This window comes from Pseudarthrobacter sp. alpha12b, from assembly GCF_054130495.1.
In genome coordinates this window covers 1203913-1229539 of record NZ_CP196746.1, presented here as the reverse complement: position 1 = coordinate 1229539, position 25627 = coordinate 1203913, and the positions used below count along the sequence as shown (strand labels likewise).

Sequence of the window (25627 nt, the reverse complement as noted above, 5' to 3'; positions counted from 1 at the left end):
CCGTCCATTCTGCCCTGACGGGGAGGCACTATTGCGCCCAGGTCAGGGTTTGCCTTGGCCCTTGCCCTTGCCTTTGGCTTCCTTCGCGGTGTCCGAACGCTGAGAACCCGGCCCTTCCGGGGCGGGGGCAGGTGCCGCGGCGACGGCGGGAACAACGGGTTCAGCCGGAGCGGGCGAGTCCTGGGCGGTGCCTGCCAGGGCAGGGGCCACCATGTCGGCGTTCGGCTCCGGAGCAGGCGGCGCCGCCGCGGCCGCTGCTGCCACCTGCGTGGCGATGTCCGCCCGGACTGCAGAGAGCGCATTCTCGATGCCACGGTACCGGGCAGCTGAAACACGGCCCGCCGCCGCGGCTTCGCCCAGGTCCTTCTCCAGGGCCTGCAGGGCAGCCAGCGCCCCGTCCATCCTGTTTTCCGACGCGGCCTGGCTGATGCTCAGCACGCGGATCTGGAAGCCCCGCAGCACGTTGTCGTCAGTGTCGCCTGGGCGGACGCCTGCCGCTCCGGCAACGAGGGCGGCGGCCACCACGGCGCAGCACAGGACGATCAGGGCACGGATGTGACGACGGCGGCGTACGGGCGCCGACGCGCCCGGGGGCGTGTGTTCCGCCGGCTGCTCCACCTCAGGCGGCATGCCGCCCCCGCATCGGGACAGTGGACGCGGTGCGCACAGGCAGGACGGTGACAGGGGTTACTTCAACAGCCGGCGCCGGCGCGGCAGGTTCCCGTGCAGGCGAGGCGGGCCGGGCCAGGAGGATGCGGGCGCCGATTCGCAGGGCGGTGGCGATCAACAGGCCGATGCCCACTCCGAGGAGCACGTGGCCGGCAAGGTAATGCTGAGCAGCTCCGGGGCCCCCTGCCGCGGCCACTACCGCGCCGCCTACGGTCAGCATCAGTGACAGGGCCGTACCGAAAATTGCGCCCATGACTCCTGCTCCCATCCCATTTAATCAGCAAGCTTACTAGTAATGCTCAGTAAGCTTACTACCACATGGGCCGGAAGCAAGAGCAGGGAGCCGTGGCACCCCGCGGGCCGGAGTGGCGGCCGTCCTTGCTTGGATCCGGGCCCGGGGTCAGCCTGCTGCTTCGAGCAGGTTCCCGGCAGGCGCGAGTCCGGCGTACCGGCCCTTGAAGAACAGCAGGGGTTCGGCGTCGTGCCGGGCATGGAGGTGGCGTACGGCGGCCACCACGATGGTGTGGTCACCGCCGTCGTACTCTGCATGGAGGTCGCAGTCGATCCAGGCGAGCGCGTTGTCCAGCACGGGATTGCCCAGCGGCGAAGACGTGTGGCCGACCCCGGCGAACTTGTCCGCCCCCGAGCGGGCGAACTGTCCCGCGAGGTGCTGGTGTTCGGCGGGGAGGATATTGACGGTGAACGAACCGGCCCTCCGCAGCACGGGCCAGGTGGTGGATGTGCGCGCGGGGCTGAAGGTCACGAGCGCCGGGTCCAGCGACAGCGAGGCAAAGGACTGGCAGGTGAAACCGGCCGGCCCGTCAGGGGTGGAACCTGTGACCACAGTCAGGCCGCTGGCGAATGTCCCGAAGATGTCCCGAAGCCGGCGGGGAGCAAGGTCTGAAGTGACTGTCATGGAAATGGCCTCTCGTCTGGATCGTTACCTCACCAAACCATCAGCAGACTGGCCTGCTCAAGACGTCCGAAACACGCGGACCCGTGCCGCAACGAAATGTCATGCCCGTACATCCTGCGTCATCAGTTTCCGGGCTGCCCGCCGGCTACGCCCGCTGGTCCAGCGCGGCGAGCAGCCGGCGGACAGAGCCTCCCAGGTTCCAGTCGGTGCCCAGCTGCTCCAGTTCCGTGCGCGGGCCACCCGTCACGGGCCGCAACCGGGCACCCGCCTTGTCAAGGGTGGGTAGCTCCAGATCGCGCACCAGGCGTACGACGGCGGGGGCTGCTTCGAGGTAGGAGGCGGCGGCCGCGAGTTTGGCCCGGACGGGTCCGGACAGGCCCGTGCCGGGCTGGTCGGCAGCTGCCAGCAACGCTTCGAGGGTCCCGAACTTCAGCAGCAGGGACGCCGCCGTCTTCTCGCCGATCCCGGCCACGCCGGGCAGGCCATCGGAGGCGTCGCCGCGCAGCGTGGCATAGTCGGCGTACTGCTGCGGGAGGACCTTGTACTTGGCCACCACGGTCTCCTCCGTGATGACTTCGAGGTTCTTCATGCCGCGGGCGGTGTAGATCACCCTGACTCCGCGGGCGTCGTCGCACACCTGGAAAAGATCACGGTCGCCTGTGACGACGTCCACGGGGAAGCCGGCGTGGCTGGCATAGGTGCCCACAACGTCGTCGGCCTCGTGTTCGGCCGCGCCCACAATGGCAATGCCGGCCAGCTCCAGCACGCGGCGGATCATGGGCAGCTGCGCCTCCAGGCCCTCAGGAACCACTTCGATGTCCGTGCCGTCCGACACTGCGTGTGCCACCCGGTGGGCCTTGTAGGTGGGGATGAGGTCCACCCGCCACTGCGGCCGCCAATCGTCATCCCAGCAGGCCACCAGGTGGGTGGCCTGGTAGTCGGTGCTGAGCCGGGCGATCATGTCCAGCAGTCCCCGGACGGCGTTGACCGGCGTCCCATCCGGGCGGCGGATGGTATCCGGCAGGCCATAGAAGGCGCGGAAGTACAGGGAGGCGGTGTCGAGCAGCATGAGGCGCTGGGGCATACCTCGATCCTCACACGGAATCGGCCGGCAGGGCAGCAGCCGGGATGTCCGCCGTGGCGCCTGGAAGGACTGCGCCGTGAATCCCAGGCCCAGCAGGCCCCGCCCCGCCTGCTCCAGGATAGAGGGTCGATGCCCAGGGTGGGGTGGTTCAACAGGACACCAACGTCCCGATGGATGCGCTGCAGCGCGTGGGACAGCCGGTGGACGCTGCCGCCCGAGCCGCCTGCCAGTGCAGTTGCGCAGCGGCCAACGCCCCTGATGCCCTGGCGTAGCGGGCCTGCGCCAGGACCGAATCCGTCTGCCGTGCTTCAATGCCGTTCCTTTGCTGCCCACGCCGGCGGGCACCAGGATGCGGAAGACGCCGGCATCCTGCAGTTCCTGCACCGTCGGGGCAGGCAGGTGGTGCTCGGGTTTTTCAGTGCCGGAACCAGCGCTTCGACGCGGGCCAGGATGTCGGGTGCGCCCGGCAGGTGCCCGGCGGCGGCCTGCGCTGGACGTACGACGCCGGCCTGGCCGGGTTCCAGCGTATGCCCGGTGCGGTCCCGCTTGGCAGGGGTTCCCTGCCGTCGGCCAGTCCATGGAATGCCATGACGTCGGCGGAGGCGCTGTAGCCGTCGGGGAAGCGCAGGGAAACGGTCCTTTTTACGTCATGCGGAGCTGTCCCTGGCCCGCCGCTGATCAAACATGATCAGTTGGCCGCTTTTTCGTTGACCCGGCAGCGGCCATGGGGCACGATGGCGGGATGCCATCCCCCACCCAAAGCAGCAGGGCTGTGCCCGCCAGGCCGATCACCATCAACAACAACGGCGCTTGGTGCTGGTTCCAGGACGAGCGGGCCCTTGTGGACCCAGTCAGCGACACACTGCTGGTCGGTTCAGTGGCCGCCCCTGACGGCCCCGGCGGTGACAGCCGCGGCGGCAACATCGAAGTTGCCGTCCTCGATCTGGCCACCGGGCACAGCAGGGTGCATGTCCTCCACCCGAGGCTGGAGCCGGACGACCATGACGCCCCGGCCCTCCTGATCAGGCCCGACGGCCGGTACCTGGCCATGTACGCCAGGCACAAAACGGACAACTATTCGCGCTTCCGGATTTCCACCAGGCCGCACGATGCCTCCGAATGGGGCCCGGAAGAGTGCTTCGACTGGACCGAACTGGCCGCCGGGCGCGGCGCAACCTACTCCAACCTGCACTGGCTGGACGCCGAGGCCCGGGTGTACAACTTTGTCCGCGCCATCAACGATGACCCCAGCCTGATGGTGTCCGAGGATGACGGCAGCACCTGGCGCTACGGCGGCAAGGTCTTCACCCGGCCCAAGGTGGGCTACGTCAACGGCTACACGCGCTATTTCGGCAACGGCACCGACCGCATCGACCTCATCACCACGGACCACCACCCCCGCGACTTCAACAACAGCATCTATCACGGTTACATCCGGGACAACGCCCTGCACGATGCCCTGGGGCGGGTGGTGGGCAAGCCGCTCATCGGCTCGCCGGGCATCAACCAGAATGCCCTCACCACCGTTTTCCGGGCCGGCATTGAACTCAACGGCGATGTCCTGACCCACGGCTGGACCGTTGACCTTCGCGGCCAGGAAGGCCACCTGGCCGCGATCATCAGCTGCAGGGCGAACGACATCAACGGCGCCCTTGAGCGTGAACAGATGCTCGACGTCGATGATCACCGCCTCCTGTACGCCCGCTTTGACGGGACCCACTGGAGCCTGCGCCCGCTCGCCGCCGCCGGTCCGGCCCTGCTCCCCCACGAGCAGGACTACACGGGGCTGGGGGCGGTGGACCCCTACGACCTCGACCAGGTCTATGTGTCCACCCCGGTCAATCCGCGGACAGGGGAGACCACCGAACACTACGAGATCTACCGCGGCCGGACCCGGGACGAAGGCGCCACGTGGGAGTGGGAAGCCATAACCGCCAATTCCCGGGTGGACAACCTCCGGCCCATGGTTCCGCCGGGAAACGCCTCAGTCCATGCCGTTTGCTGGTTCCGCGGCACCATGCGCTCGTCCCAGTCCTATGAGACGGAAATCGTGGTGCTGCTCTGACCCGTGCAAGGGCCAGCAACAGCGTTATGGCGCAGCACTGAGGGGCGGCCGGTCGATCACGCGGGGGATGTACTCGAGCAGCTGCAGCCTTCCGTCGAAGGTCCTGCTGTCCACCATCTCCAGGGCGACGTCAGGGTAGCCGTTGTAGATCCGCTCGCTTCCGGTGCGGCCGGTAATCAGGGGAAAGACCACCAGCCTGAAGCGGTCCACGAGGCCCGCAGCCACCAGGGAACGGCATAGGCTGAGGCTGCCCAAGGTAACCAGGGGCCGCGTGTGGGTCAGTTTCATCTGCCTGACGGCCTCAACGGCGTCCCCCGGCACGAGTTCGGAGTTTGGCCACCGGAGGGGAGCCGCGAGGCTGGCGGAAAACACCACCTTGGGAACGGCAGCAAGGCCCGTCAGGGAAGCACTTTCGTCCTCCGAATATCCCGTTCCCCCGGTCGCGGCGTCCTCCGACATCCCCGACATGAGGCGGTAGGTATTGGCTCCCAGCAGGTAGGTGCGGTCCTTCCCGGCCTCCTGCTGGAGCCATGCCAGGTACTCCGGACCCTCAAGGCCCCACCAGCCAGGCCACCCCTCGCCCGATGCGAAGCCGTCCAGGGTGATGATCAGGTCCACCATCAGCTGGCTCATGGCAGGTCAGAACCAGTCGCCGTCGGCGTAGGCGCTGCGGACATGGGCGCGCAGGTACTCCCCCACCACCGCGGCGCCCAGGTCGCCCACCTCAGGTGCCACGACACGGCCATCGACGCGCCGCGCCATCCGCTGGATGAACCGTTCCAGGCCGGGGTCGTTGCCCAGGCGGAAGAATGTGCTCTGGACGCCGGCGCGGCCAAGGCGGTCCAGCTCGGCAACGGTGGCGCGGATGGTCTCCGCGTCAGGCGGCCAGTTGAACCAGGAGTCACCGTCCGGCAGCAGGTGCGCTGTGGGCTCGCCGTCCGTGACCACCAGCAGGACGGGCTGCGTGGATGGGTGGCTTCGGAAGAAACGGCCCGCCAGCAGCAGGCCATGGTGCAGGTTGGTGCCCTGCTCGCGGAGCGCCGGGAGGGCGGTGAGTTCGGCGATATCCATGGATTGCGCGTAGCGGCCGAACGTGATCAGCTGCAGCCGGTCGCCGCGGAAGCGGGTGGACACCAGGTGGTGCAGTGCGAGCGCGGTCCGCTTCATCGGCACCCACCGCCCCTCGGCAGCCATGGAGAAGGACACGTCCACCAGCAGGGCAACCGCCGCCTGTGTGCGCGCCTCCGTCTCCGCCACTTCGATGTCGCCGACGGCGAGGCGCAGTCCGCGGCCGGGGTCACCGCCGTCGGCCATGATGCGCCGGATGGCGTTGGTCATGGTGCGGGTGACGTCCCAGGGCTCGCGGTCACCGAACTCCCACTGCCGGCTGGAGCCCGTCTGTTCCCCGGCGGCCCCCGCCATCCTGGTGTCCCGGTTTCCCTGCCGCCCGGAGAGCTGCCTTGCGGTGTCCCGGAGCAGTGATTTCCCCAGCCGCCTCATGGCCTGCGGAGAGAGCCGCAGGTCGCCATCGGTGCCGCGCCGCAGGTAGCCGCCATCCTGCATGGCGCGCTCGATCTCCGCGAGGGTGCGGGCGCTCACGGCGGCATTCTCACCGAGCTGGCGTGCCAGGGCGTCCAGGTCCAGGTCATCAAGGCTGGAGCCGCTGTAAGACTGGGAAAGCTGTTCGGACAGTTCGTCGAGTTCGGCGATGTCCTGCAGCACGCCGGTCCCGTCCCCCAGGCCCAGGCCTTCCTGCCCTTCGAAGCGTTCGGATCCCGTCCAGTCCTCCCCCGGGCGAAGGGCCTGCAGGGTGGCGTCGAGTTCGCTGAGCTGGGCCATCAGTTCCGGCGAACCGAATGCCTGGGCGGACAAACGCATCAGCTCGTCACGCTGCTCAGGGGACATGGACTGCAGGAGCCGTTGGGCCGCTGCGGCGCGCTGGGCCAGGGCATCCACCAATTCCTCCACGGATTGCGGATTCTCCGGAAAGTACTGGCCGTGCCTGGCCATGAACTCCTGGAAATCGGCGTCCGTGTCTTCCCCGCGCCGGTGTTTGCCCAGCAGCTCATTGAGGTCCCGGAGCATGGCATTTACTGCTTCGCGGTCCTCGTCGGTGGCGCTCTCCAGCGCCTGCTTCATGCCGGCGAACCGCTGTTCGAGGACCTCCCGGCCCAGCAGGTCCTTGATCCGGTCGTACGCTTCCCTGGCCGCGCTTGACTGCCAGTCGTAGGACGCAAGCTCATTGACGGCGGCCGCCGTGGAGGGCGGCAGGTTCTGCAGCTGCATCTCCCGGAAGGCACGGTCCGTGTCATCCATCATCGCGTCCCGGGCCAGCTGCTTGCGTTCCTCCAGCACGGCGGTGTCCAGGAGTTTCTTCACTTCGTCCAGGGTGCCGTCCAGCCGGTGGCGGCTGAGCAGGTCGCGCCGCCGCTGCTGGACGCGCCGGGCGAGGTCGTCCAGCCCGTCGCGGTCCCGCCCGCCGCGCCGCAGGAACTCCTGGAGGGCATGGCGCGGCGAGTAGCCTGCCATCACGTCCTCGGCGACGGCGTCAAGCGCCTCAGCCAGGTCAACCGGCGGGGCGAGCGGGTCCGGGCCGCCGGTGTACCGGCCGTACCTGGCGGACCGCTCGTGGATGGCCATGGTGCCTCCTGTGCCTAGCCGTAGATGGTTTCCTCGTCGTCGGATTCCTTGGAGATCCGCCGGCCGAGATACAGGCCTTCCAGCGCCAGTTCGACGGCGGCTGCGAGCTGTCCGTCATTTGTGGCGCCCAGGCGCCGGCCGATTTCGTCGTAGAGGCCCGAGCCGTTCAGAGCCGGGAGGTTGCCAAGGAACTCCTGCGCGGTCACCTGTTCCCCGGTGGTGACGGTCCGGTGCCCGTCGAGGGCGGCCACGAGCGGGCCCATGTCCAGGCCCTGGAAGTGCGCCCTGACAGCTTCGGCGGTGGCGGTGCGCAGGAGGTGGTCGAGGACTCCCTGTTCGCGTCCTTCCTCGCCCGATTCGAACTCGATTTTGCCCGTCAGGACTTCCACGGCCGGCTCGAGGTCGATAATCCGGGCCACCGCCTGGTCCTCGCCCCGCAGGCTTGCCCGGCGCAGTGCGGCGGCGGCCACCGTCTCAGCCCCGGCGATGGCGAAACGGGCGGAAACGCCGGATGTCTGGTTGATGGCCGGGGACTGCCGCAGCGCACGGGTGTAGCGGGCCAGGATCTCCAGGATGAAGGGCGGGACGTCCGCCACCAGCCGGCCCTCCTGCAGGATGACGGAGACCTCGTCCTCCAGTTCAATCGGGTAGTGGGTCCGGATCTCCGCACCAAAGCGGTCTTTCAGCGGTGTGATGATGCGGCCGCGGTTGGTGTAGTCCTCCGGGTTGGCGGACGCGACAACCAGCACGTCAAGCGGCAGCCGCAGCACGTAGCCGCGGATCTGGATGTCCCGTTCCTCCATGACGTTGAGCATCGCCACCTGGATGCGCTCGGCAAGGTCCGGCAGCTCGTTGATGGCGATGATGCCGCGGTTGGAGCGGGGAATGAGCCCGTAGTGGATGGTCTCGGGATCTCCCAGGCGGCGGCCCTCGGCCACCCGCATTGGATCCACGTCGCCCACCAGGTCGGCCACCGAAGTGTCCGGCGTGGCCAGCTTTTCCACGTAGCGCTCCGACCGGTGCCGCCAGGCAACCCGCAGCCGGTCGCCCTCGGTCAGGACCCGGGCACGGGACTGTTCGGTAATCGGTTCGAAGGGGTGCTCGTTCAGCTCAGAGCCCTCGATGACCGGAGACCACTCATCCAGCAGCCCGGCCAAGGTCCGCAGCAGGCGGGTCTTGCCCTGTCCCCGCTCACCGAGCAGGACGATGTCGTGTCCGGCGATGAGGGCCCGCTCAAGCTGCGGGATCACGGTCCGGCTGAAGCCGAACAAGCCGGGCCAGGGGTCCTGCCCCGCGGCCAGGGCGGCGAGGAGATTGTCGCGGATTTCGTGGCGCAGGTCCTTGTGGACATACCCTGCGGCACGCAGTTCACCAACGGTAAAAATATCGGGGCGATCAGTCACCCCTCTACGGTAAGCCCCGCCCCGCAGCTAATCGAGGGATTCGTCCAGATTCCTGCGCGGCTGGCCTTACGGCTTGCCGCTCCCCGCGCCTCGCAAGCTCGGAACGGGGGCCCCTCGCGGTTACCGCTTGCCGCTCCCCGCGCCTCGCAAGCTCGGAACGGGGGCCCCTCGCGGCTACCGCTTGCCGCTCCCCCCGCCTCGCAAGCTCGGCACGGGGGCCCCTCGCGGCTACGCTTAGACCCAATGACACAGAACACGCTGATCCTCCTGGTCCGACACGGCGAGACGCCCACTACTGGGACGGTCCTGCCGGGCCGGGCCCCGGGACTGCATCTTTCCGAGCGCGGGCGAACGCAGGCCAACGCCGTTGCCGAACGCCTTTCCGGCCTGGCCGTCGACGCCATCTACTCGTCACCCCTTGAGCGGGCACGAGAGACCGCGGAGCCCACCGCCACGCGCACCGGCCAGGTGGTAAAGGAAGAGGCCGGGCTCCTGGAATGCGATTTCGGTGACTGGACCGGTGCCGCGCTCGCAGGACTTGCGGGCCTGCCGGAGTGGCAGACCGTCCAACACAACCCGTCAGCGTTCCGCTTCCCCAACGGAGAGGGCTTCTCCGGGATGCAGGCCCGGATGGTGGGGACGCTGGACGATCTTCGGGCCGCCCACCCAGGTGGCGTCGTCGTCTGTTTCTCCCACGCCGACCCCATCAAGGCGGCCGTGGCCTACGCACTGGGCACCCACCTGGACCTTTTCCAGCGGATCGTGATCAGCCCGGCGTCGGTCTCGGCGATCTCCTACGCGGACGGGACGGCGCCGGCCGTGCTCACGGTGAATTCGACGTCGGAACCTTTGAGCGGGCTGAGGTCGCCGTGATGCTTTCCGCATTGGCAAGGAACGGTTGGCCGCGGGACGCGGCGCCACGGGGCGTGCGGTGTCCGGGCGGGAACTGACCCTCCTCACCGAGGGCCGCGTGGAGCTGCTGGGACGCATCATGAGCGGCAGCAATGCGACATTCCTTGCGGAGCTTTCCAGCGCCGGCGAGTCCGCATGGGCCGTCTATAAGCCTGAGGCAGGAGAACGGCCACTGGCAGACTTCGACGCCGGACTGTACCGGCGGGAGCGCGCCGCGTTCCTGCTCAGCGAGGCGCTGGGGTGGGGAATGGTGCCGCCCACGGTGGTCCGCACGGACGCGCCGCTGGGAGTGGGATCGCTGCAGTGGTTCATCGAGGGCGACCAGCAGGAGCACTACTTCACCTTGTACGCCGACTCACCGGAAACCCACACCGCGCTGGCCCGGATGGCCTTGTTCGACTACGTGGCGAACAATACGGACCGGAAAAGCGGGCATGTCCTTCGCGGTACGGACGGCCGGATTTGGGGCATCGACCACGGTTTGTGCTTTTCCGCCGCCTTCAAGCTGCGCACGGTGATCTGGGACTTCGCCGGCGACCCCGTTCCGGACGCCCTGCTTGAGGACATCAGCCCCTTGGCTGCCGCTGTTCCGGCCGATGTGGCCGGACTGCTCCACCACGCCGAAGCGGACGCCCTCCAGCGCCGGGTCCAGCGCATGCTGCAGGAAAAAGTTTTTCCCGTGGACCGGACCGGGATGCGTTACCCGTGGCCACTGGTCTAGGCGGCGGGCCTGCGTGGGTCCTGGCGTCCCTCCAGGGCGGCTGAAGCTGCCGGAGCAGCCTGCTCAAGGTACGCGCCGATGTGCTCCAGCAGGTAGTGCTGCCCCAGGACCGTTGGGTGATCGCCGTCCGGGCCGATCAGGTCATCAAAGTCGTCGCTGATCCAGCCCTCGGCGATCGGGTCCACGAATTCGCCGCCCGCCCGTGCGGTCGCGGCCCTGAGTTGGTCGCTGATATCCACCAGTCCGGAGTCGGGCTCCGCAGTGTACGACGGCGGACCCACCACAATGATTTTTGCGTCGGGAGCAAGGGCTTCTGCCCGGTCCATGGCGGCGAGCGCGGCGTCACCAACGTCGGAGGAGGCATAGCCAAGGTCATTTTCCGAGCCAAAGAAGACCACGATCCCGGTGTCCGGGGTCACGAAGTCATCGACTTGGGTTCCGAATGTCCCGTTGTAGTCACCCGTGCTGAGGTAACCGCTTCCGTCCTCCGCAGCGTTGACGACTTCCAGGCCCGCGACCTCCGGGTCCGTCCGCATCAACGCCGGCCATGCCTGCTGCGGCGATGTGCCATGGCCCGTGCTCAGCGAGTCCCCCACAACCACGACGCGGACCGGAGGCTCCGCCGTCGACTGGGGCTGGGTGTGGGCCGCGCTTCCCGACGTTACGGCCAGGAGGAGGGCAGCAACACCTGCCGTTACCAGCCGGCCGGGATGTCCGTGCAGCAGCACGCTGTCCTGCATGGGTGCCTCCTCCTGCCTGGAATTGCCGGGTGGCCGGCGGGCAGCTGCCCGCCGGCTGTATGTTCGTTTGTCCGTGTCCCATCGTAGGCAATTGTGGGAATACTGTAGGGCTAAGGTGACCAGTTCAACAGGATGCACAGCGACTGCACAGGAACCTTTAGGGCATTAGGTACCCGGCACCGCCCGGACTCAGAACTTTCCGTACCGTGCCCGCGCCATGGAATACACGCCGAAGCAGATGAGTCCGGCGGCGATGGCGGCGAGAAGGAAGACGCCATACGGCTGTGAGCCCAGCGTTTTCAGCCCGCCGTCGAGGCCCGAGGATTTGGACGGGTCGGCAGTTGCTGCCGCCACGATGATCAGGACACCAACGACGGCGAGCACCACACCCTTGGCCGCGTAACCGATGGTGCCGATCCACTCCACTGCCGTCCGGGCGCTGCCCGGGTCCTGCAGGTCCTTCATGAACTTCCGGGTGACGCCCTTGTAGGCGTAAAAGACGCCGGCGCCGATGATCGCCAGCCCCACAAGCACCAAAAGCACCACTCCGGCCGGTGCTCCCATCAGCTTCGCGGTGAAATCGCTGGCCGACTGGCTGGAGTTCTTGCTGCCCCCGGAGGCAAAGACGGCGAAGGTGAAGGCCAGGAAACCGAAGACCACGGCTTTCCCCACAGCGCTGGCGGCGTTCTTCAGCTTCTTCTTGGAGTCGGGCTCGGTGCGCGTCCCGAAAACGGCCTCACTGAGCATCCACAGGGCAAGCGCTGCACATGCCACAGCCCCGGCCCAGAGCAGGATCCCGCCGCCCGGTTGGGAAGCGAGCGTTCCAATCGCCCCCGACTGGTCAGCTTCGCCGCCCTGGCCCTTGTTCAGCTGCAAAGCGATGACGCCGATCAGGATGTGGACCAGGCCGATGAAGACAAAGCCGGCCCGGGCCAGGATGCGGACGGCCGGGCTGCGGCTCGCTGAGGCGGCCTCGGATACTGCCCTGTTAGCTCCCTGCGACGCGTTGCCCATGGCCGGCCCCTCCAAATATGTAGTTGATCTTCTGTTCCCGGTCAGCCTTCCCCGCCTGCCGGCATCGCGGAATGCTTCAGTGTAAATCCGTCCGCGCCGTCCCGACAGATACCCGGAAATTCGGGCCAGACAGGGATGGCTACTACAGTCGAAGCGGTGCATGCCAAACATAACGCCGATGAACTGACCGAGCTGAACATCCCCGCCCCCACCGCGGACCACGCTGAAGACGGCTTCGTCCGGGTGCGCGGCGCCCGCGAAAACAACCTGCGGAACGTCAGCGTGGATGTGCCGCGGGATGCGATCGTGGCGTTCACCGGGGTCTCCGGCTCGGGCAAGTCGTCCCTGGCCTTCGGCACCATCTACGCGGAGGCGCAGCGGCGTTTCTTCGAATCAGTGGCACCGTACGCCCGCCGCCTCATCCAGCAGGGCCACAATCCCAAGGTTGAGCAGATCACCGGGCTGCCACCCGCCGTCGCACTCCAACAGCGCCGCGGCACCGCAACCTCTCGGTCCACCGTGGGTACTGTCACCACGCTGTCCAATTCGCTGCGCATGCTGTTCTCCCGTGCCGGCAGCTACCCGGACGGCGCAGCATCGCTGGACTCGGACGCCTTCTCACCCAACACCGCGGCAGGCGCCTGCCCGGAGTGCCATGGCCTGGGCACGGCCCACACCGTCACCGAGGCATCCCTGGTTCCGGACCCGTCGCTAAGTATCCGCGACGGGGCCATCGCCGCGTGGCCCGGAGCCTGGCAGGGCAAGAACCTGCGCGACATCCTGACCCACCTGGGCTACGACGTGGATATCCCCTGGCAACAGTTGCCCCGGAAGCAGCGGGACTGGATCCTGTTCACCGAAGAACAGCCGGTGGTGGAAGTGACGCCGCAACGGGACCGCGTGGCGAAACCGTACAAGGGCCGGTTCTGGAGCGCCAAGAGCTACGTGATGCACACGCTCCTTGACTCCAAAAGCCCTGCCATGCGGGACAAGGTGCTGCGCTTCATGGAGACCGGGCCCTGCCCCCGGTGCGGCGGAACCGGACTCCGGCCCGAGGCCCTTGCGGTGACCTTCGCCGGGCACACCATCGCCGGGCTGAACGCGGTACCCATGGCCGAACTCGCGGAGATCATCCGCCCCACTACCGCCCTGGCCGCTGCAGGAACGGCATCGCGCAGGCAGTCGTCCGAGTCCAACGAAGTGGCGGTGGCCATCACCCGCGACCTGCTGCAGCGCATCAACGTGCTGCTGGAACTCGGCCTGGGGTACCTGGCACTGGGGCGGGCCACGCCCACCCTCTCGCCCGGGGAGATGCAGCGGCTCAGGATCGCCACCCAGCTCCGGTCAGGGCTGTTTGGTGTGATCTACGTCTTGGACGAACCATCCGCGGGCCTGCACCCTGCGGACGCCGAGCCCCTCCTCGCCGTCCTGGACCAGCTCAAGTCGTCAGGAAATTCCGTCTTCGTGGTGGAGCACAACATGCACATGGTGCGCCGGGCGGACTGGCTCGTGGATGTTGGGCCCCGCGCCGGCGAGGACGGCGGGGAGGTGCTGTACAGCGGTCCCGTGCAGGGCCTCAAGGCGGTGGCCGGGTCCGTGACACGGCCGTTCCTGTTCCCCGGCGGAACAGGAACGACAGAGGCCGACGGCGGCGCTGTCGCCACCAACGGTGCCCGGCGGGAAGCCGACGGGTGGCTGGAACTGCGGGGCGTCAGCCGCCACAACCTGCGGAACCTGGATGCATCCTTCCCGCTCGGCGTCCTGACGGCGGTCACGGGCGTCTCGGGTTCCGGGAAGTCCACGCTGGTCAGCCGGGTCCTCGCCGATGTTGCCGGCGTAGCACTGCACGCCGGCACCGGCACCGGGACACCACCGGAAGAGCCGGACGAGGACACCGAGCAGCAGAGCGGGCCGCTGACCGTGGGGCACGTGTCCGGGCTGGAGCGGATCGACCGCCTGGTGAAAGTGGACCAGAAACCGATCGGCCGCACCCCGCGGTCCAATTTGGCCACTTACACGGGACTGTTCGATGCCGTCCGCAAGGAATTCGCCGCAACCGATGCCGCGAGGAGCCGGGGTTTCGGTCCCGGGCGCTTTTCGTTCAACGTGGCCGGTGGCCGGTGTGAGACCTGCCAGGGTGAAGGCTTCGTGGCCGTGGAACTATTGTTCCTGCCCGGCAGTTACGGTCCCTGCCCGGAATGCGACGGCACGCGCTACAACCCCGCGACCCTGGAGGTCACCTACCAGGGCAAGAACATCGCGGACGTGCTGGGCATGACGGTCAATGCTGCCGCCGGTTTCCTGGCCGGGGTTCCCGCTGCCGCCCGCTCCCTGCAGACACTCCGGGATGTGGGCCTGGGCTACCTCCGGCTGGGCCAGCCCGCCACCGAACTTTCCGGCGGTGAAGCCCAGCGGATCAAGCTGGCCACCGAACTGCAGCGGGCCCGTCGCGGGCACACCCTGTACCTGCTGGACGAGCCCACCACGGGGCTGCACCCGGCCGACGTCCAGCTCCTGATGGCGCAGTTGAACCGCCTGGTGGACGCCGGGAACACGGTGATCGTGGTGGAACATGCCATGGACGTGGTGGCCGCCGCCGACTGGGTGATGGACCTGGGACCCGCTGGTGGCGACGCCGGCGGCACGATTGTGGCCGCCGGTGACCCGGCCGCCGTCGCGCGTTCCCGCAGCAGCCGCACGGCCCCCTACCTCGCGGCAGCGCTCCAGGCGGATCCTGGCGGCAAGGACCAGTAGGGACCGGCACTCTTGCCCTGGTGCGCGCAAGGGCGTAGGACGGGGGCATGCATATCCAACGGACGGCCGTCGCCCACGATGTCCTTCGGGGCCGCGTGGCAGTAGTGACCGGCTCATCGCGCGGGCTGGGTTTTGCCATGGCCCGCGCGCTGGGCCTGCACGGCGCAGCGGTGGTGCTGGCCGCCAGGTCGGACGACGCCGTTGCTGCCGCCGTGGAGCGTCTGCGCGCTGAAGGGATCGCGGCGTTCGGGAGGCGCTGCGACACAGCCGAGCTGAGTGACGTGGAGGCGCTCCGGGACGAGGCCCTGGACCGGGGGACGCTGGATATCTGGGTCAACAACGCCGGCACGTCGGGGGTCTTCGGGCCCACGGCCTCGACACCCGTCGAAGACTTCACCCGCGTGGTGCGAACCAACATCCTCGGCACCTTCCACGGCTCCAGGGTGGCGTTGCCGGTGTTCCTCGGACAAGGCCATGGCGACCTGGTCAACCTCTACGGCCAGGGCGACCGCGGCCCGGTAGCGCTGCAGAACGCCTACGCGTCAAGCAAGCGCTGGGTCCGCCAGTTCACGGAGACGCTGCGGCTGGAAACCAAAGGCACCGGCGTCCGGGTGCACGGGATGAACCCCGGTCTGGTGGAGACGGAACTCCTGCGGCGGGTAACGTCCCAGGCGGGGTACCAGCAGCGCCTCGGGGGCCTGCAGGTGGTCGTCGGGCTGTGGGGGCAGGCCCCACTCGAGGCGGCACGGCCCATTGTGGACCTGGTAGCCTCAGACGCCGCGGAATTCCGGTTCCTGACCCGGCGGAGGCTGGTGACGCGCGGGCTGCGCAATGTGCTGGGCGGCCGCCTGCGCCGGGCCAACCGGATGCCACTGGACATCACGGTCCTGGAAGCGCCGGACCAGGCCTAGTCCGGACCGCGCCACGCGTTCCGGAGTGTCGTTGACGGATGCCTGTTATGGCGTGCCCCGATGACGGTGGAGGAAGCCTTTGAGCCGGCCCCGGAATTCACCGGGGTCCACTGCCGGGCCCCACGGTGCCCGGCGGCCGGCGTCCGTCAGCTGGCGCAAGCCGTCGTTGACCGCCGCCTTCGATGCCCTCAGGGATGCCGCCGACACTCCATTCCAGACGTCGAGGATCGCGTCGAGTGCCCCGTCTGCGTTGTCGTCCGGGGCGAGGGTGGTGACCAGCCCCATTTCCCAGGCCTGGCGGGCATCCAGCATACGGCCCCCGTAGAGGAGGTCCTTGCTGCGGGAGGGGCCTACGCGCAGTGCCATCCGGCTGGCGAAGGTGGCCGGAACCAGTAGTCCAAGGCGTGCCACCGGCATCCCGATGCGGGCTGAGGGGGTGATCAGCTGCAGGTCGCAGGCCAGGGCCAGCTGGCAGCCTGCGCCGGCGGCAACCCGCTCGACGACAGCCAGGGTGGGAACGGGCAGGTCCTCGAGCGCCTGCAGCGCGGCTTCGATCACTTCGAATGTGCGGGTGACCTCCGTGTCCGCCGCGCCCTCCCATTCGCGGACGTCCGCGCCGGAACAGAACACTCCGCCCCGGCCCCGCACAATGACCGCGCGCAGGGACGGCATGGCTGCCAGCCGGTTGACGGCGTGCCCCAGCTCCTGCCAGTCGGCCAGCCCGAGTGCGTTGAGCCGTTGCCCGCTCCCAAAGGAAAGCGTGACCACGGAACCCGCCTTTTCAACCCCCACTGCGGCCATGCGCTCCCAGCTTTTCCGCCCGTTGCGGGCATCCGATGTCATTGCTCTTCAGGGGTATCGCGCGTCCCTTCGGATGCGGCCCGCGGTTTGAAGGACCCTGGCCACTGCGATGCGCGGATCCGCGGCAGGTGGTGGATGGGGCCAAGGCTGCCCCATTCGTCCCCGCCAAGCCTTGACAGGGGATCAAGCCGGGCCACCTCTGGGTGGTTGCCGCTGAGCACCCCGGAAGAGACTGATCCGTGCACCACCAGGCCGAAGACCAGGACGCAGTCACCCACCCGCAGGGTCTGGTGGAGCGAGCACTCCAGGACAGCCGGAGACTCCTTGACCCTGGGTGGCCGGACGACGGCACTGGGCTCGCGGGTCAGGCCGGCGGCGTCGAATTCACTCACGTCGGGAGTGAAATTGGTCCCGGTGGCGTTGACCTCCTCGATCAGCGCGGCCGGCGCGAGGTTCACCACGAACTCCCCCGTCGCCTCGATGTTCCGCAGCGAATCCTTTTCGCCCACGGAAGTGAACTGGATAATCGGAGGGTCCACCGAGGCGACCGTGAAAAACGAGTGCGGTGCAAGATTGTCCACCCCTGCCGGGGACGTGCTCGACACCCAGGCGATGGGGCGCGGAACCACCACCGAGGTGAGGAATCTGTAGAAGTCCCGCGGCCCCAGCTGTTCAGGGTCGAAGTCCGTCCGCATCCGCCCTACAGGTTTCTTGGTGTTGCAGCGGCAGCGGCGTCCTTGGCCAGCGCGCCCCTGGCCCTGGGAAGGAGGATCAGGGCAGCCATTGCGATGACGCAGCAGAGGATGATGTAGAGCGAGATCGACGTCGAGTTGCCATAGGTGGCCAGCAAAGCAGCCGCGATGAGGGGTGCAGGACCACCGGCAATGACGCTCGCCAGTTGGTAGCCCAGACCGGCGCCCGTGTAACGGATATCGGTGTCAAAGCTCTCGGCGATCAGGGCGGCCTGCGGGCCGTACTGGATGTCGTGCAGGATGAGGCTGACCACCACGGCCACACCAACCCACAGCGCATCGCGCGTGTTCAGCAGCCCAAAGTAGGGGAAAGCGAACAGGGCGGTGAGTACTATGCCGGTTCCGTACACGCGGCGCCGGCCAAAACGGTCTGAAAGGCGCCCGAACAGGGGAACACTGATCAGCCCCAGTGCGGCCGCGATCAGTGTGTCATCGAGGATTGAGTTGCTGTCCAGCTTCAGCTGCTTGGTGGCGTACGTAATGACGAAGGTGATGAACAGGTAGAACGGGGCCTGTTCCGAGGTGCGGACCAACGCGGAAAGGAGGATCTCCTTGGGCTGGCGCCGGATCACCTCGATGATCGGGGCACTCACCACCTTGTTGGACTTCCGGACGGCATCGAATTCCGGACTTTCGATGACGCGCAGCCGGACGAACAGGCCGACACCAATCAGAATGATGCTCAGGATGAACGGGATCCGCCAACCGTAGGCGGCAAATCCATCAGTACCAGTGGCAGCCGTCGTGATCCTGACGACGCCGGTGGACAGGACCAGCCCCAGCGGGACCCCGATCTGAGGCCAGGAAGCGGACAGGCCGCGGCGGTTCTGGTCGCCCCATTCCATGCTCAGCAGGACCGAACCGCCCCACTCACCGCCCACGCCGATGCCCTGGATGATCCGGAGAATCACCAGCAGGACCGGCGCGGCCACGCCGATGCTCTGATATGTGGGGAGGCAGCCGATCAGCACCGTCCCGAATGCCATCAGGAACAGCGTGGCCATGAGCGTTGTCTTTCGGCCGATGCGGTCACCGAAATGGCCGAAGATGGCCGCGCCGATTGGCCTTGCCACAAAGCCCACGAACTGCGTGCCGAATGCCGCCAGCACGCCGGCGAAGGCAACCTGGCCCGGGAAGAACAATTGGGGAAACACCAGGGCAGCGGCAGTCCCGTAGAGGAAGAAGTCGTACCACTCGATGGTGGTACCAACCACACTCGCCACGGTGGCACGCCTTACGGCCTGCTCCCGGGTCACTCCTTGAATACTCATCATCACTCCATTGGTCAGATGCAGTAGAACGCCCGGCTTGGCTTCGAAAAACAATAGAAAGGGGTAATCAAGCCAGGCGCTGGACCCGCATTGCGGCTCTCCTTCCCATCGTGCGAGCCGTAGTTGCCCATGTCAACGGTTTCCCCGGCCGGCCGCCGGCGACGGACGCCAAGCGCCGCCGTCGTACGCCTTTTTCCGTTGCCGCAGGCAAATATTGGCCCGGCTATGGACTCTTGGGCGGGGCCCAACCAGACTGGCTACAACAGTTGGCCAGGTGCACGGGAATTGACGGCATTTTCATTGGTCGGGTAAATGGACGGCTGCATTTATTGGGGCTCTACCGTGATGCTGTTTTCGGCATTGAAAGGACCTGGTTATGCCGGACTTTGCACCGTTCTTCCCGCTTATCGCCATTATTTTGGGCGTGCTTGTTGCCATTGGCTTTATCTGGGTAGCCACAAAGCTAATGTGGAAGGTGGCTGAACCCAACGAGGCGCTGATCATTTCCGGATTGACCCGCGGAACCCTTGAAACCAGGGCCGGAATGGATTTCAAAATTGTCACCGGCAAGGGCGCCCTGGTCCTGCCCGGCCTCCAGACGGTGCGGCCGTTGTCACTGACATTGAATGAAACCGAACTCAAAGTTTCCTGCGTTACCTCGCAGGGTATTCAGGTGATCGTGGAGGGGGTTGTCATTTACAAGATTGGCGACGCCCCGCCTTTTATTGCCAACGCGGCCCGCCGCTTCCTGGGCCAGCAACCCAAAATGCAGAGCCAGGTATACAACGTCTTTGAAGGCCACCTGCGCTCCATTATCGGCAGCATGACTGTGGAGGAGATCATCCGGGAGCGGGACAAGCTCGGGTCGCAGGTCCGCAGCGCCAGCGGGGTGGAGATGGAGAAGCTGGGCCTGGTGGTGGACTCGCTGCAGATCAAGGACCTGCAGGACCCTACGGGGTACATCCAGAACATCGCAAAGCCCCATATCGCCCAGGTGAAGATGGAGGCCCGGATCGCCGAGGCCACCCGTAACCGTGAAGCGGCGGAGAAGGAGGCGGAAGCGGCGGCCCTGATCGCGGACGCGCAAAGCGTTTCGGCAATCCGGCAGTCGGTGGCGCAGGCCAATGCCGAGCGCGCCAGGGCCAATGCGGCCCAGGCCGGCCCGCTGGCCGAGGCCACGGCCCGGCAGCAGGTGGTGGTCCAGGAAACCGAAGTTGCCAAGCTTGAGGCGGACCGGGAAGAGCAGAAGCTGCAGACGAGCATCCGCAAACCAGCCGACGCCAAGGCATACGCCAAACGCACGGATGCTGAAGGCCAGAAGGCGGCGGACATCAGTGCCGCCGAGGCATTGGCGCGCCGAACCGAGCTCGAGGCCCAGGCCAACGCGCGGCGCACGGAACTGCAGGCCCAGGCGAATGCCACCGCAGCTGCCGCCGCAGCCGGAGCAACCAAGGTCACCGGCGAAGCCGAAGCCGCGGCGACCCGGGCCAAAGGCGACGCTGCGGCATCGGCCATCAAGGCAAAGGCACTGGCCGAGGCGGACGGCATCAAAGCCCGGGCCGAAGCGCTGGGTACCAACCAGGATGCCGTCATATCCCAGCAGCTTGCCGAGAACATGCCCGCCATCATCGCCGCCGCGGCCGAGCCTTTCTCCCACGTAGGCAACATGACAGTCCTCAATGGCGGCGAGGGCGTCAACAAGATGCTGGGCGGCATCCTGGCACAGGCGGGCGACTACCTGCCTGCCCTCGCCTCCGCGCTCCGGAAAGGCGAGGACACCAAGCGTCCGCCCAAGGCACCCGGTGCATAGGGCTGCCGGTGCACAAGGACGTTGACCGGAGCCTGACCGGAAAGATCGGCCGGGTGACCGGGCGTATCGGCCCGGGCACCATCGGCGAAGTGATGATCCCCTACCTTGGCGGCATCATGGCGTTCCACGCCCATCCGTTCGACAAAACCAGTGATTTCCCGGTGGGTGCTGAAGTGCTGGTGATTTACTTCGACCCGCCGCAAACGGTGTATGTGGACGAACTGCCGGACGTGTTGAAGCACTGGGAATAGAGCCACGCGCTGCCCCTTTGACGGTGGAGCTACCGCCCGCCCTCCATTTTGCGGCTGCGCTGCTCCTGGGCCATGGGCCCGTAGGGGTAAACCCCTGCCTCCGGCTGGCTGGCCTGGGTGAGGCGGTTAACTTCTTCGGCGGTGAGTTGGAGTTCAGCGGCGGCGAGGTTGTCGGCGAGCTGTTCGGTGGTCCTGGCCCCCAGGATTACCGACGTCACCGCGGGCCGGTCCGCCAGCCAGGCCAGGGCCACCTGGGAAGGGCTTACACCATGGGCGGCAGCAATGTCTTCCACGGCGTCGATAACATTCCATGTGCGCGGGTTGTCGTTGCGTGCCTTCCAGGCCTCCATGCCGCGTTCGGGGTTCTCCCCCAGGCGGGTTGCACCGGAAGGGCGCTGGTCGCGCTTGTACTTGCCGGACAACCAGCCGCCGCCCAGGGGCGACCACGGCAGCAGGCCGATCCCCGCGTCGAGCGCTGCGGGCACGATCTCGAATTCGATGTCCCTGACCAAGAGGCTGTATTGGGGCTGCAGGCTGACGGGCAGGTTCCATCCCTGGCTGCGGGCAACATGCACGGCCTTGGTGAGTTGCCAGCCCAGGAAGTTGGAGAAGCCGTAGTAGGCGATTTTGCCGCGGCTCACGGCGTCGTCCAGGAAGCGGAGCGTCTCCTCCACGGGGGTGATGGGGTCCCACGCATGCATCTGGTAGAGATCGATCTGGTCCACGCCCAGGCGGCGGAGGGAATCGTCCAGGGCGCGGGTCAAGTGCCGGCGGGATGTTCCGACGTCGTTCGGTGCCGTCCCCATGGGAAAGCGCCCCTTGGTGGCGATCACCGCTTTGTCCTTCAGGCCGGGACGCCCGGCCAGCCAGCGGCCGATGATTTCTTCCGAGACCCCCGAACTGTAGACGTCGGCGGTATCGATGAAGTTGCCGCCGGCTTCGAAGTAGCCGTCCAGGATGGCATGGGAGGTTTCCTCGGTGGCCTCTGCGCCGAATGTCATGGTGCCCAGCGCGTAGCTGGTGACGACGGTGCCGCTGTGGCCCAGGGTTCTGTACTGCATGATGTGTCCTCGCGATCAGTTGCGGTTGGGCGGAAAGTGGCGGGCGGCCGCGTCCGTGGTGGTGGTGCGGATCCGGTAGAGGCTGGTGGTTGCAGTGAGGTAGAGGTCCTGGCCGTCGGGGCCGCCGAAGCACAGGTTGGACACGGTCTGGGGCACTGCGATGGTGTCCAGGAGTTCGAAGGACGGCGAGTAGATCCGGACGGAGGGGCCGGCAGAGGTCCAGATCCTGCCTTCGACGTCCACCCGGAGTCCGTCCGCCGCGTGGCCGTCTTCCAATTCGAGCGTGCCTGTCCGGGGGCTGCACTGGCCCTCGCGCACGCCGTAGGTGGCGATCCGCAGTGGGACGCCGTAGGCGTGACCGGCCGTGTCCGCGACGTAGAGGACAGATTCGTCAGGTGAGAAGGCCAGTCCGTTGGGGTGTACCAGGTCGGTGATGACCGCGGTGAGCGTTCCGGAGGCCGGTTCGAAGCGGAACACGTTGCAGCCCCCATATTCCTGCTCCCCCTCGTGGCCCTCTTTCGTGCCGGGGAGGATTCCGTAGGGCGGGTCCGTGAACCAGATGCTGGAGTCGCGGGCCACCACCACGTCATTGGGTGAATTCAGCCGGCGGCCCTGGAAAGAGTCAACCAGGCCGGTTACGGTGCCGTCGCGGTCGCGCTCCACCCGACGCCGGCCGTGGCTGCACTGCACTACGCTGCCGTCGGCGTCGAGGGTCCGGCCGTTGGTGAATTCGACACCGGCCGCATATTCCCGGGTGGTCCCGGTGGCAGGGTTGAACTCGAGGATGCGGTCGTTCGGGATATCGCTCCACCGCACGGTCCGGGACGACGGTACCCACAGCGGCCCCTCGGCCCACACCGAGCCCGTGAAAAGGCACTCGAGCACGCCACTCGTCAGTCCGTCAGCCATTGGAGCTCCTTTGCGTTCCCTGGTGCCGCCGTTCTTGTCGGCCCGGCCTGCGGGACCTGCCGGCGGCGGCAGGCCCAGGCAACACCCTAATCCCAAGCACCAGGAGACTTTCGTTTGCCGCGCTTGAAAACTTCAGCCTTTTACCATTCGAATGGCGAACCTGCTTTCCCGGCTGGTCCCCTCCGGCCAGCCGGGCGTTGAGGGAAACCAAACTGCGACGGCGCGGGTGATGACCCACGCGCAGGCTTTGGCTAGGATCGAGGTTCCACGCTCAGTCATTTGAGGCCCTGGTGAGCGTCGTGCCCGGCGAACGCCAGGGAGGCAGAGAGGCCACCATGGACGTCACAACGCCTGCTGAATATCCGCTCGATCCTTTTCCCCACTATGAACGGATGCGGGCGGCGGCCCCGGTCCTGCAGGACGAACAATCGGGCAGCTGGCACGTATTCCGGTACGACGACGTTCAGCGGGTGCTGTCCGAGCATGCAACGTTCTCGTCGCGCATGGGCGGTGATAATCCCTCCGGTTCCGGCCAATTGTTCGCTGCAAGCCTGATTACCACCGATCCCCCAAGGCACAGGCAGCTGCGCTCCCTGGTCACGCAGGCGTTCACACCGAAAGCCGTTGATGCGCTGGCTCCACGGATCGCCGGACTTACGGACGAGCTTCTGGAGGGCATCGCGGCCCGCGGAAGCGCAGACCTGATCAGGGACTTGGCGTACCCGTTGCCAGTGATAGTGATCTCGGAGCTCATGGGCATCCCCGCCGAGGACCGCGAGCGCTTCAAACACTGGTCGGATGTTATTGTCAGCCAAACGCGGACCGTTGCGGCCAGCGCTCAGCAGGACTCCACCACGTCAGAGATGATCGAGTATTTTCTGGCCCTGATCGACCAACGCAGGAGCCGGCCCGGCAGTGACCTGATCAGCAGCCTGCTTTCCCACGAGATTGACGGCCAAAAACTGACGGTGCCTGAACTGCTCGGCTTCTGCAGTCTGCTGCTGGTTGCCGGCAACGAGACCACCACTAATCTGATCGGCAACGCCGTCCTGTGCCTGGCCGAGTCACCCCACACCCTTGAGCTTCTCCTGAACGAGCACGCGCTGATTCCCCAAGCCCTCGAAGAGGTGCTGCGCTTTCGGTCGCCGGTCCAGTCCATGTACCGGGTGACGGTTGCGGAGACAACCCTGGGCGACAAGCGCATTCCGGCGGGAGCACCAATTGTGGCCTGGATCGGCTCCGCCAACCGCGACGAGCAGCAGTTCCAGCGGCCGGCCGAGTTCGACGTCCACCGCAACCCCAACCGGCATCTGGCATTCGGCCACGGAATCCATTTCTGCCTTGGCGCGCCCCTGGCCCGGCTGGAGGCCAGGATTGCGCTGGAGGCGCTGCTGTCCCGTCTACCAGGTCTTTCCGTGGCTCCTGGAGTGGAACTGGAACGGATGGAGAGCAGCATCGTCTACGGGCTGAAGGCGCTTCCCGTCACGTGGCAGCCGGCCTGACCGGGACGACCCGCAGCGTTCAGCAGAGCTATAGCATTGCCCGTGCCCAGTGTCCGGGGGTTATTCGGCGCTTCCCGTCTGCTGGGCATACGCTGTGGCCTGGGCCCGCACCTGTCGAATGTAGGCGTCGGACTGGTTGTAGGAGTGGATGGCGTCCGTCCACCCCTGCGCGGTTGTGAGGTTACGGCCGTGGGAGCACAAGTACGTGGCCGCGCTGAGGGCGGCGTCGTCGATGTTGGACGGGTCCGCTGTTCCGTCCCCGTTCCCATCCCTTCCTGCAAGCCGCCAGGTGGAGGGAATGAACTGCATCGGTCCGACGGCGTGGTCCCAGCTGGCATCGTCATCCAAGGCTCCGGCGTCCGTGTCCTCGATGGCAGCGAATCCATCGCCGTTGAGGCTTGGGCCAACAATGGGCCCGCTGGCCTGCCCGTCGGCGCCCAGGCTGCCGCCACCGAAGCTGCCGTGGGCTGATTCGACGAAGCCGACCGCAGCCAGCGTATTCCAGCCGATCCCACACATAGGAGTGGAATCGTTGGCCGTGGCGGCGGCAGCAACGTAGGCCCGCAGCGCCCGGGCCGGGATACCGGTCTGCGCGGCAGCCCCCAGCACCCACTGGGCGTCCGGGCTCCGCGTGATGTTTACGGCGGTGTCGATACCGGTGGGCCGGGTTTCGAAAACCGCCCCCGCTCGAGGTGGCGCGGAAAAGGCCACCCGCGCCTCTGCGCCGGGCTGCCGGATGAACCAGAACGAGAACGCGGTGCTGACGCAAACCACGAACAAGCTCAAAACCACAAAACGTCTTACACGGAGCACTGACTAATCAAACCACCAAGCCCAGCCACCGGTTGACCAGCCGGCTACAACCGGCTCGGAGCGTCGGAGAGCAGGTTTGTTCCGCATTCCCTGTCGCACCGTGCCGGTACCATCAGGCATGGGCAGGAAGAACTACCTGATCGAAGGCGGCTCCGGCACGGGCAAGACCTCGGTCTGTCACGAGTTGCGGCGGCGCGGCTATCACGCCATCAACGGAGACCGCGAGCTGGCCTATCAAGGCGACCCGGAAACCGGTGAACCACTGGCCGGCATCACCGGGGTCTCCGTACACAACCACCACATTTGGCGGGTCGACGACGTGAAAGCCCTGATCGCAGACCAGCGGGAGGCTGTGACGTTCTTCTGCGGCGGGTCGAGGAATCTCGCCAAGTTCATTGACCTGTTTGACGGTGTATTCGTCCTCGAAGTGGACCTCGAGACATTGCACCGACGGCTTGACGGGCGCCCGACGGACGAATGGGGAGGCCGACCAGCGGAACGGAAGCTGATCGAACGACTGTACCGGACCCGGGAAGAAATTCCGTCCGGTGGCATCACGATCGACGCCACGGTTTCGCTCCCGCGCGTCGTGGACGAAATCCTTCGTCGTTGTGGGAGGAAATAGGTC

Annotated in this window: 24 protein-coding genes; 9 read left to right on the top strand and 15 right to left on the bottom strand. The window is 66.9% G+C overall.

All coding sequences use genetic code 11. The features are described 5' to 3' along the window. Positions 1-42 precede the first annotated feature (42 nt). The 4 genes from ACTAQI_RS05465 to ACTAQI_RS05450 form a co-directional block, all read right to left on the bottom strand. Positions 43-630 (bottom strand): hypothetical protein, encoded by a 588-nt coding sequence (locus tag ACTAQI_RS05465; RefSeq protein WP_457950073.1) that lies wholly within the window; start codon positions 628-630, stop codon positions 43-45. Continuing rightward, positions 620-922: a hypothetical protein gene (locus tag ACTAQI_RS05460; protein ID WP_457950072.1), complete on the bottom strand. Its 303-nt coding sequence runs from the start codon at positions 920-922 to the stop codon at positions 620-622. Before ACTAQI_RS05460 ends, ACTAQI_RS05465 begins: the two co-directional genes overlap by 11 nt. 147 nt (positions 923-1069) lie before the next feature. After that, positions 1070-1585: a flavin reductase family protein gene (locus tag ACTAQI_RS05455; RefSeq protein WP_457950071.1), complete on the bottom strand. Its 516-nt coding sequence runs from the start codon at positions 1583-1585 to the stop codon at positions 1070-1072. A gap of 145 nt (positions 1586-1730) precedes the next feature. Next, positions 1731-2669 (bottom strand): 5'-3' exonuclease, encoded by a 939-nt coding sequence (locus ACTAQI_RS05450; RefSeq protein WP_457950070.1) that lies wholly within the window; start codon positions 2667-2669, stop codon positions 1731-1733. Between the two features lie 742 nt (positions 2670-3411). Between ACTAQI_RS05450 and ACTAQI_RS05445 the strand changes: the two genes are divergently transcribed. Continuing rightward, entirely contained in the window at positions 3412-4734 is a 1323-nt protein-coding gene (locus ACTAQI_RS05445) for a BNR-4 repeat-containing protein (protein ID WP_457950069.1), read from the top strand. A gap of 24 nt (positions 4735-4758) precedes the next feature. On the opposite strand, the gene ACTAQI_RS05440 is transcribed toward ACTAQI_RS05445, so the two are convergent. Genes ACTAQI_RS05440 through ACTAQI_RS05430 form a run of 3 tightly spaced genes read right to left on the bottom strand, consistent with a single transcriptional unit; the run spans position 4759 to position 8777 of the window. Beyond that, the gene (locus ACTAQI_RS05440; protein ID WP_457950068.1) at positions 4759-5367 is read right to left on the bottom strand and encodes a dihydrofolate reductase family protein; all 609 of its coding nucleotides are present in this window, start codon (positions 5365-5367) and stop codon (positions 4759-4761) included. A gap of 6 nt (positions 5368-5373) precedes the next feature. Beyond that, a complete protein-coding gene (locus ACTAQI_RS05435; protein WP_457950067.1) occupies positions 5374-7374 on the bottom strand; it encodes a vWA domain-containing protein in 2001 nt (666 codons plus the stop codon). Between the two features lie 14 nt (positions 7375-7388). After that, a complete protein-coding gene (locus ACTAQI_RS05430; protein WP_457950066.1) occupies positions 7389-8777 on the bottom strand; it encodes a sigma 54-interacting transcriptional regulator in 1389 nt (462 codons plus the stop codon). A gap of 243 nt (positions 8778-9020) precedes the next feature. On the opposite strand from ACTAQI_RS05430, the gene ACTAQI_RS05425 reads away from it, so the two are divergent. Together ACTAQI_RS05425 and ACTAQI_RS05420 are read left to right on the top strand one after the other, a co-directional pair. Then, the gene (locus ACTAQI_RS05425; RefSeq protein ID WP_457950065.1) at positions 9021-9650 is read left to right on the top strand and encodes an MSMEG_4193 family putative phosphomutase; all 630 of its coding nucleotides are present in this window, start codon (positions 9021-9023) and stop codon (positions 9648-9650) included. A gap of 58 nt (positions 9651-9708) precedes the next feature. Then, entirely contained in the window at positions 9709-10410 is a 702-nt protein-coding gene (locus ACTAQI_RS05420) for an SCO1664 family protein (protein WP_457950994.1), read from the top strand. On the opposite strand, the gene ACTAQI_RS05415 is transcribed toward ACTAQI_RS05420, so the two are convergent. Then, on the bottom strand, positions 10407-11150 hold the full coding sequence (locus tag ACTAQI_RS05415; protein WP_457950064.1) for an SGNH/GDSL hydrolase family protein: 744 nt from the start codon (positions 11148-11150) through the stop codon (positions 10407-10409). The genes ACTAQI_RS05420 and ACTAQI_RS05415 overlap by 4 nt on opposite strands. Positions 11151-11339: 189 nt before the next feature. After that, the gene (locus ACTAQI_RS05410; protein WP_457950063.1) at positions 11340-12164 is read right to left on the bottom strand and encodes a DUF1206 domain-containing protein; all 825 of its coding nucleotides are present in this window, start codon (positions 12162-12164) and stop codon (positions 11340-11342) included. A gap of 135 nt (positions 12165-12299) precedes the next feature. On the opposite strand from ACTAQI_RS05410, the gene ACTAQI_RS05405 reads away from it, so the two are divergent. Beyond that, positions 12300-14918 (top strand): ABC transporter, encoded by a 2619-nt coding sequence (locus tag ACTAQI_RS05405; protein WP_457950062.1) that lies wholly within the window; start codon positions 12300-12302, stop codon positions 14916-14918. A gap of 47 nt (positions 14919-14965) precedes the next feature. Further along, positions 14966-15829, top strand: a complete 864-nt coding sequence (locus ACTAQI_RS05400; RefSeq protein ID WP_457950061.1) for an SDR family NAD(P)-dependent oxidoreductase — start codon at positions 14966-14968, stop codon at positions 15827-15829. A gap of 45 nt (positions 15830-15874) precedes the next feature. On the opposite strand, the gene ACTAQI_RS05395 is transcribed toward ACTAQI_RS05400, so the two are convergent. Genes ACTAQI_RS05395 through ACTAQI_RS05385 form a run of 3 tightly spaced genes read right to left on the bottom strand, consistent with a single transcriptional unit; the run spans position 15875 to position 18605 of the window. Then, positions 15875-16672: an enoyl-CoA hydratase/isomerase family protein gene (locus tag ACTAQI_RS05395; protein WP_457950060.1), complete on the bottom strand. Its 798-nt coding sequence runs from the start codon at positions 16670-16672 to the stop codon at positions 15875-15877. After that, entirely contained in the window at positions 16669-17325 is a 657-nt protein-coding gene (locus tag ACTAQI_RS05390; RefSeq protein ID WP_457950059.1) for a flavin reductase family protein, read from the bottom strand. Before ACTAQI_RS05390 ends, ACTAQI_RS05395 begins: the two co-directional genes overlap by 4 nt. Positions 17326-17330: 5 nt before the next feature. After that, complete coding sequence (locus ACTAQI_RS05385) at positions 17331-18605, bottom strand: MFS transporter (RefSeq protein ID WP_457950058.1); 1275 nt, start codon at positions 18603-18605, stop codon at positions 17331-17333. Between the two features lie 424 nt (positions 18606-19029). Here ACTAQI_RS05385 and ACTAQI_RS05380 point away from each other — a divergent pair, with 424 nt between their 5' ends. After that, on the top strand, positions 19030-20463 hold the full coding sequence (locus ACTAQI_RS05380) for a flotillin family protein (protein WP_457950057.1): 1434 nt from the start codon (positions 19030-19032) through the stop codon (positions 20461-20463). Between the two features lie 8 nt (positions 20464-20471). Beyond that, a complete protein-coding gene (locus tag ACTAQI_RS05375) occupies positions 20472-20714 on the top strand; it encodes a hypothetical protein (RefSeq protein WP_457950056.1) in 243 nt (80 codons plus the stop codon). Between the two features lie 29 nt (positions 20715-20743). Here ACTAQI_RS05375 and ACTAQI_RS05370 read toward each other — a convergent pair whose 3' ends face one another. Further along, the gene (locus ACTAQI_RS05370; protein ID WP_457950055.1) at positions 20744-21775 is read right to left on the bottom strand and encodes an aldo/keto reductase; all 1032 of its coding nucleotides are present in this window, start codon (positions 21773-21775) and stop codon (positions 20744-20746) included. Between the two features lie 15 nt (positions 21776-21790). Next, on the bottom strand, positions 21791-22684 hold the full coding sequence (locus ACTAQI_RS05365) for an SMP-30/gluconolactonase/LRE family protein (RefSeq protein ID WP_457950054.1): 894 nt from the start codon (positions 22682-22684) through the stop codon (positions 21791-21793). A gap of 335 nt (positions 22685-23019) precedes the next feature. Between ACTAQI_RS05365 and ACTAQI_RS05360 the strand changes: the two genes are divergently transcribed. Then, on the top strand, positions 23020-24186 hold the full coding sequence (locus ACTAQI_RS05360) for a cytochrome P450 (RefSeq protein WP_457950053.1): 1167 nt from the start codon (positions 23020-23022) through the stop codon (positions 24184-24186). Between the two features lie 60 nt (positions 24187-24246). Here the strand turns inward: ACTAQI_RS05360 and ACTAQI_RS05355 are convergent, their stop codons facing one another. Continuing rightward, positions 24247-24999: a lytic transglycosylase domain-containing protein gene (locus ACTAQI_RS05355; protein WP_457950052.1), complete on the bottom strand. Its 753-nt coding sequence runs from the start codon at positions 24997-24999 to the stop codon at positions 24247-24249. A gap of 118 nt (positions 25000-25117) precedes the next feature. Here ACTAQI_RS05355 and ACTAQI_RS05350 point away from each other — a divergent pair, with 118 nt between their 5' ends. Beyond that, positions 25118-25624: a nucleoside kinase gene (locus ACTAQI_RS05350; RefSeq protein ID WP_457950051.1), complete on the top strand. Its 507-nt coding sequence runs from the start codon at positions 25118-25120 to the stop codon at positions 25622-25624. Positions 25625-25627: the final 3 nt, after the last annotated feature.

Coding starts and splice junctions, on each gene's coding strand:
- ACTAQI_RS05465 (WP_457950073.1), bottom strand. CDS start 630: ATGCCGCCTGAGGTGGAGCAGCCGGCGGAACACACGCCCCCGGGCGCG.
- ACTAQI_RS05460 (WP_457950072.1), bottom strand. CDS start 922: ATGGGCGCAATTTTCGGTACGGCCCTGTCACTGATGCTGACCGTAGGC.
- ACTAQI_RS05455 (WP_457950071.1), bottom strand. CDS start 1,585: ATGACAGTCACTTCAGACCTTGCTCCCCGCCGGCTTCGGGACATCTTC.
- ACTAQI_RS05450 (WP_457950070.1), bottom strand. CDS start 2,669: ATGCCCCAGCGCCTCATGCTGCTCGACACCGCCTCCCTGTACTTCCGC.
- ACTAQI_RS05445 (WP_457950069.1), top strand. CDS start 3,412: ATGCCATCCCCCACCCAAAGCAGCAGGGCTGTGCCCGCCAGGCCGATC.
- ACTAQI_RS05440 (WP_457950068.1), bottom strand. CDS start 5,367: ATGAGCCAGCTGATGGTGGACCTGATCATCACCCTGGACGGCTTCGCA.
- ACTAQI_RS05435 (WP_457950067.1), bottom strand. CDS start 7,374: ATGGCCATCCACGAGCGGTCCGCCAGGTACGGCCGGTACACCGGCGGC.
- ACTAQI_RS05425 (WP_457950065.1), top strand. CDS start 9,021: ATGACACAGAACACGCTGATCCTCCTGGTCCGACACGGCGAGACGCCC.
- ACTAQI_RS05415 (WP_457950064.1), bottom strand. CDS start 11,150: ATGCAGGACAGCGTGCTGCTGCACGGACATCCCGGCCGGCTGGTAACG.
- ACTAQI_RS05410 (WP_457950063.1), bottom strand. CDS start 12,164: ATGGGCAACGCGTCGCAGGGAGCTAACAGGGCAGTATCCGAGGCCGCC.
- ACTAQI_RS05405 (WP_457950062.1), top strand. CDS start 12,300: ATGGCTACTACAGTCGAAGCGGTGCATGCCAAACATAACGCCGATGAA.
- ACTAQI_RS05400 (WP_457950061.1), top strand. CDS start 14,966: ATGCATATCCAACGGACGGCCGTCGCCCACGATGTCCTTCGGGGCCGC.
- ACTAQI_RS05395 (WP_457950060.1), bottom strand. CDS start 16,672: ATGACATCGGATGCCCGCAACGGGCGGAAAAGCTGGGAGCGCATGGCC.
- ACTAQI_RS05390 (WP_457950059.1), bottom strand. CDS start 17,325: ATGCGGACGGACTTCGACCCTGAACAGCTGGGGCCGCGGGACTTCTAC.
- ACTAQI_RS05380 (WP_457950057.1), top strand. CDS start 19,030: ATGCCGGACTTTGCACCGTTCTTCCCGCTTATCGCCATTATTTTGGGC.
- ACTAQI_RS05370 (WP_457950055.1), bottom strand. CDS start 21,775: ATGCAGTACAGAACCCTGGGCCACAGCGGCACCGTCGTCACCAGCTAC.
- ACTAQI_RS05365 (WP_457950054.1), bottom strand. CDS start 22,684: ATGGCTGACGGACTGACGAGTGGCGTGCTCGAGTGCCTTTTCACGGGC.
- ACTAQI_RS05360 (WP_457950053.1), top strand. CDS start 23,020: ATGGACGTCACAACGCCTGCTGAATATCCGCTCGATCCTTTTCCCCAC.
- ACTAQI_RS05350 (WP_457950051.1), top strand. CDS start 25,118: ATGGGCAGGAAGAACTACCTGATCGAAGGCGGCTCCGGCACGGGCAAG.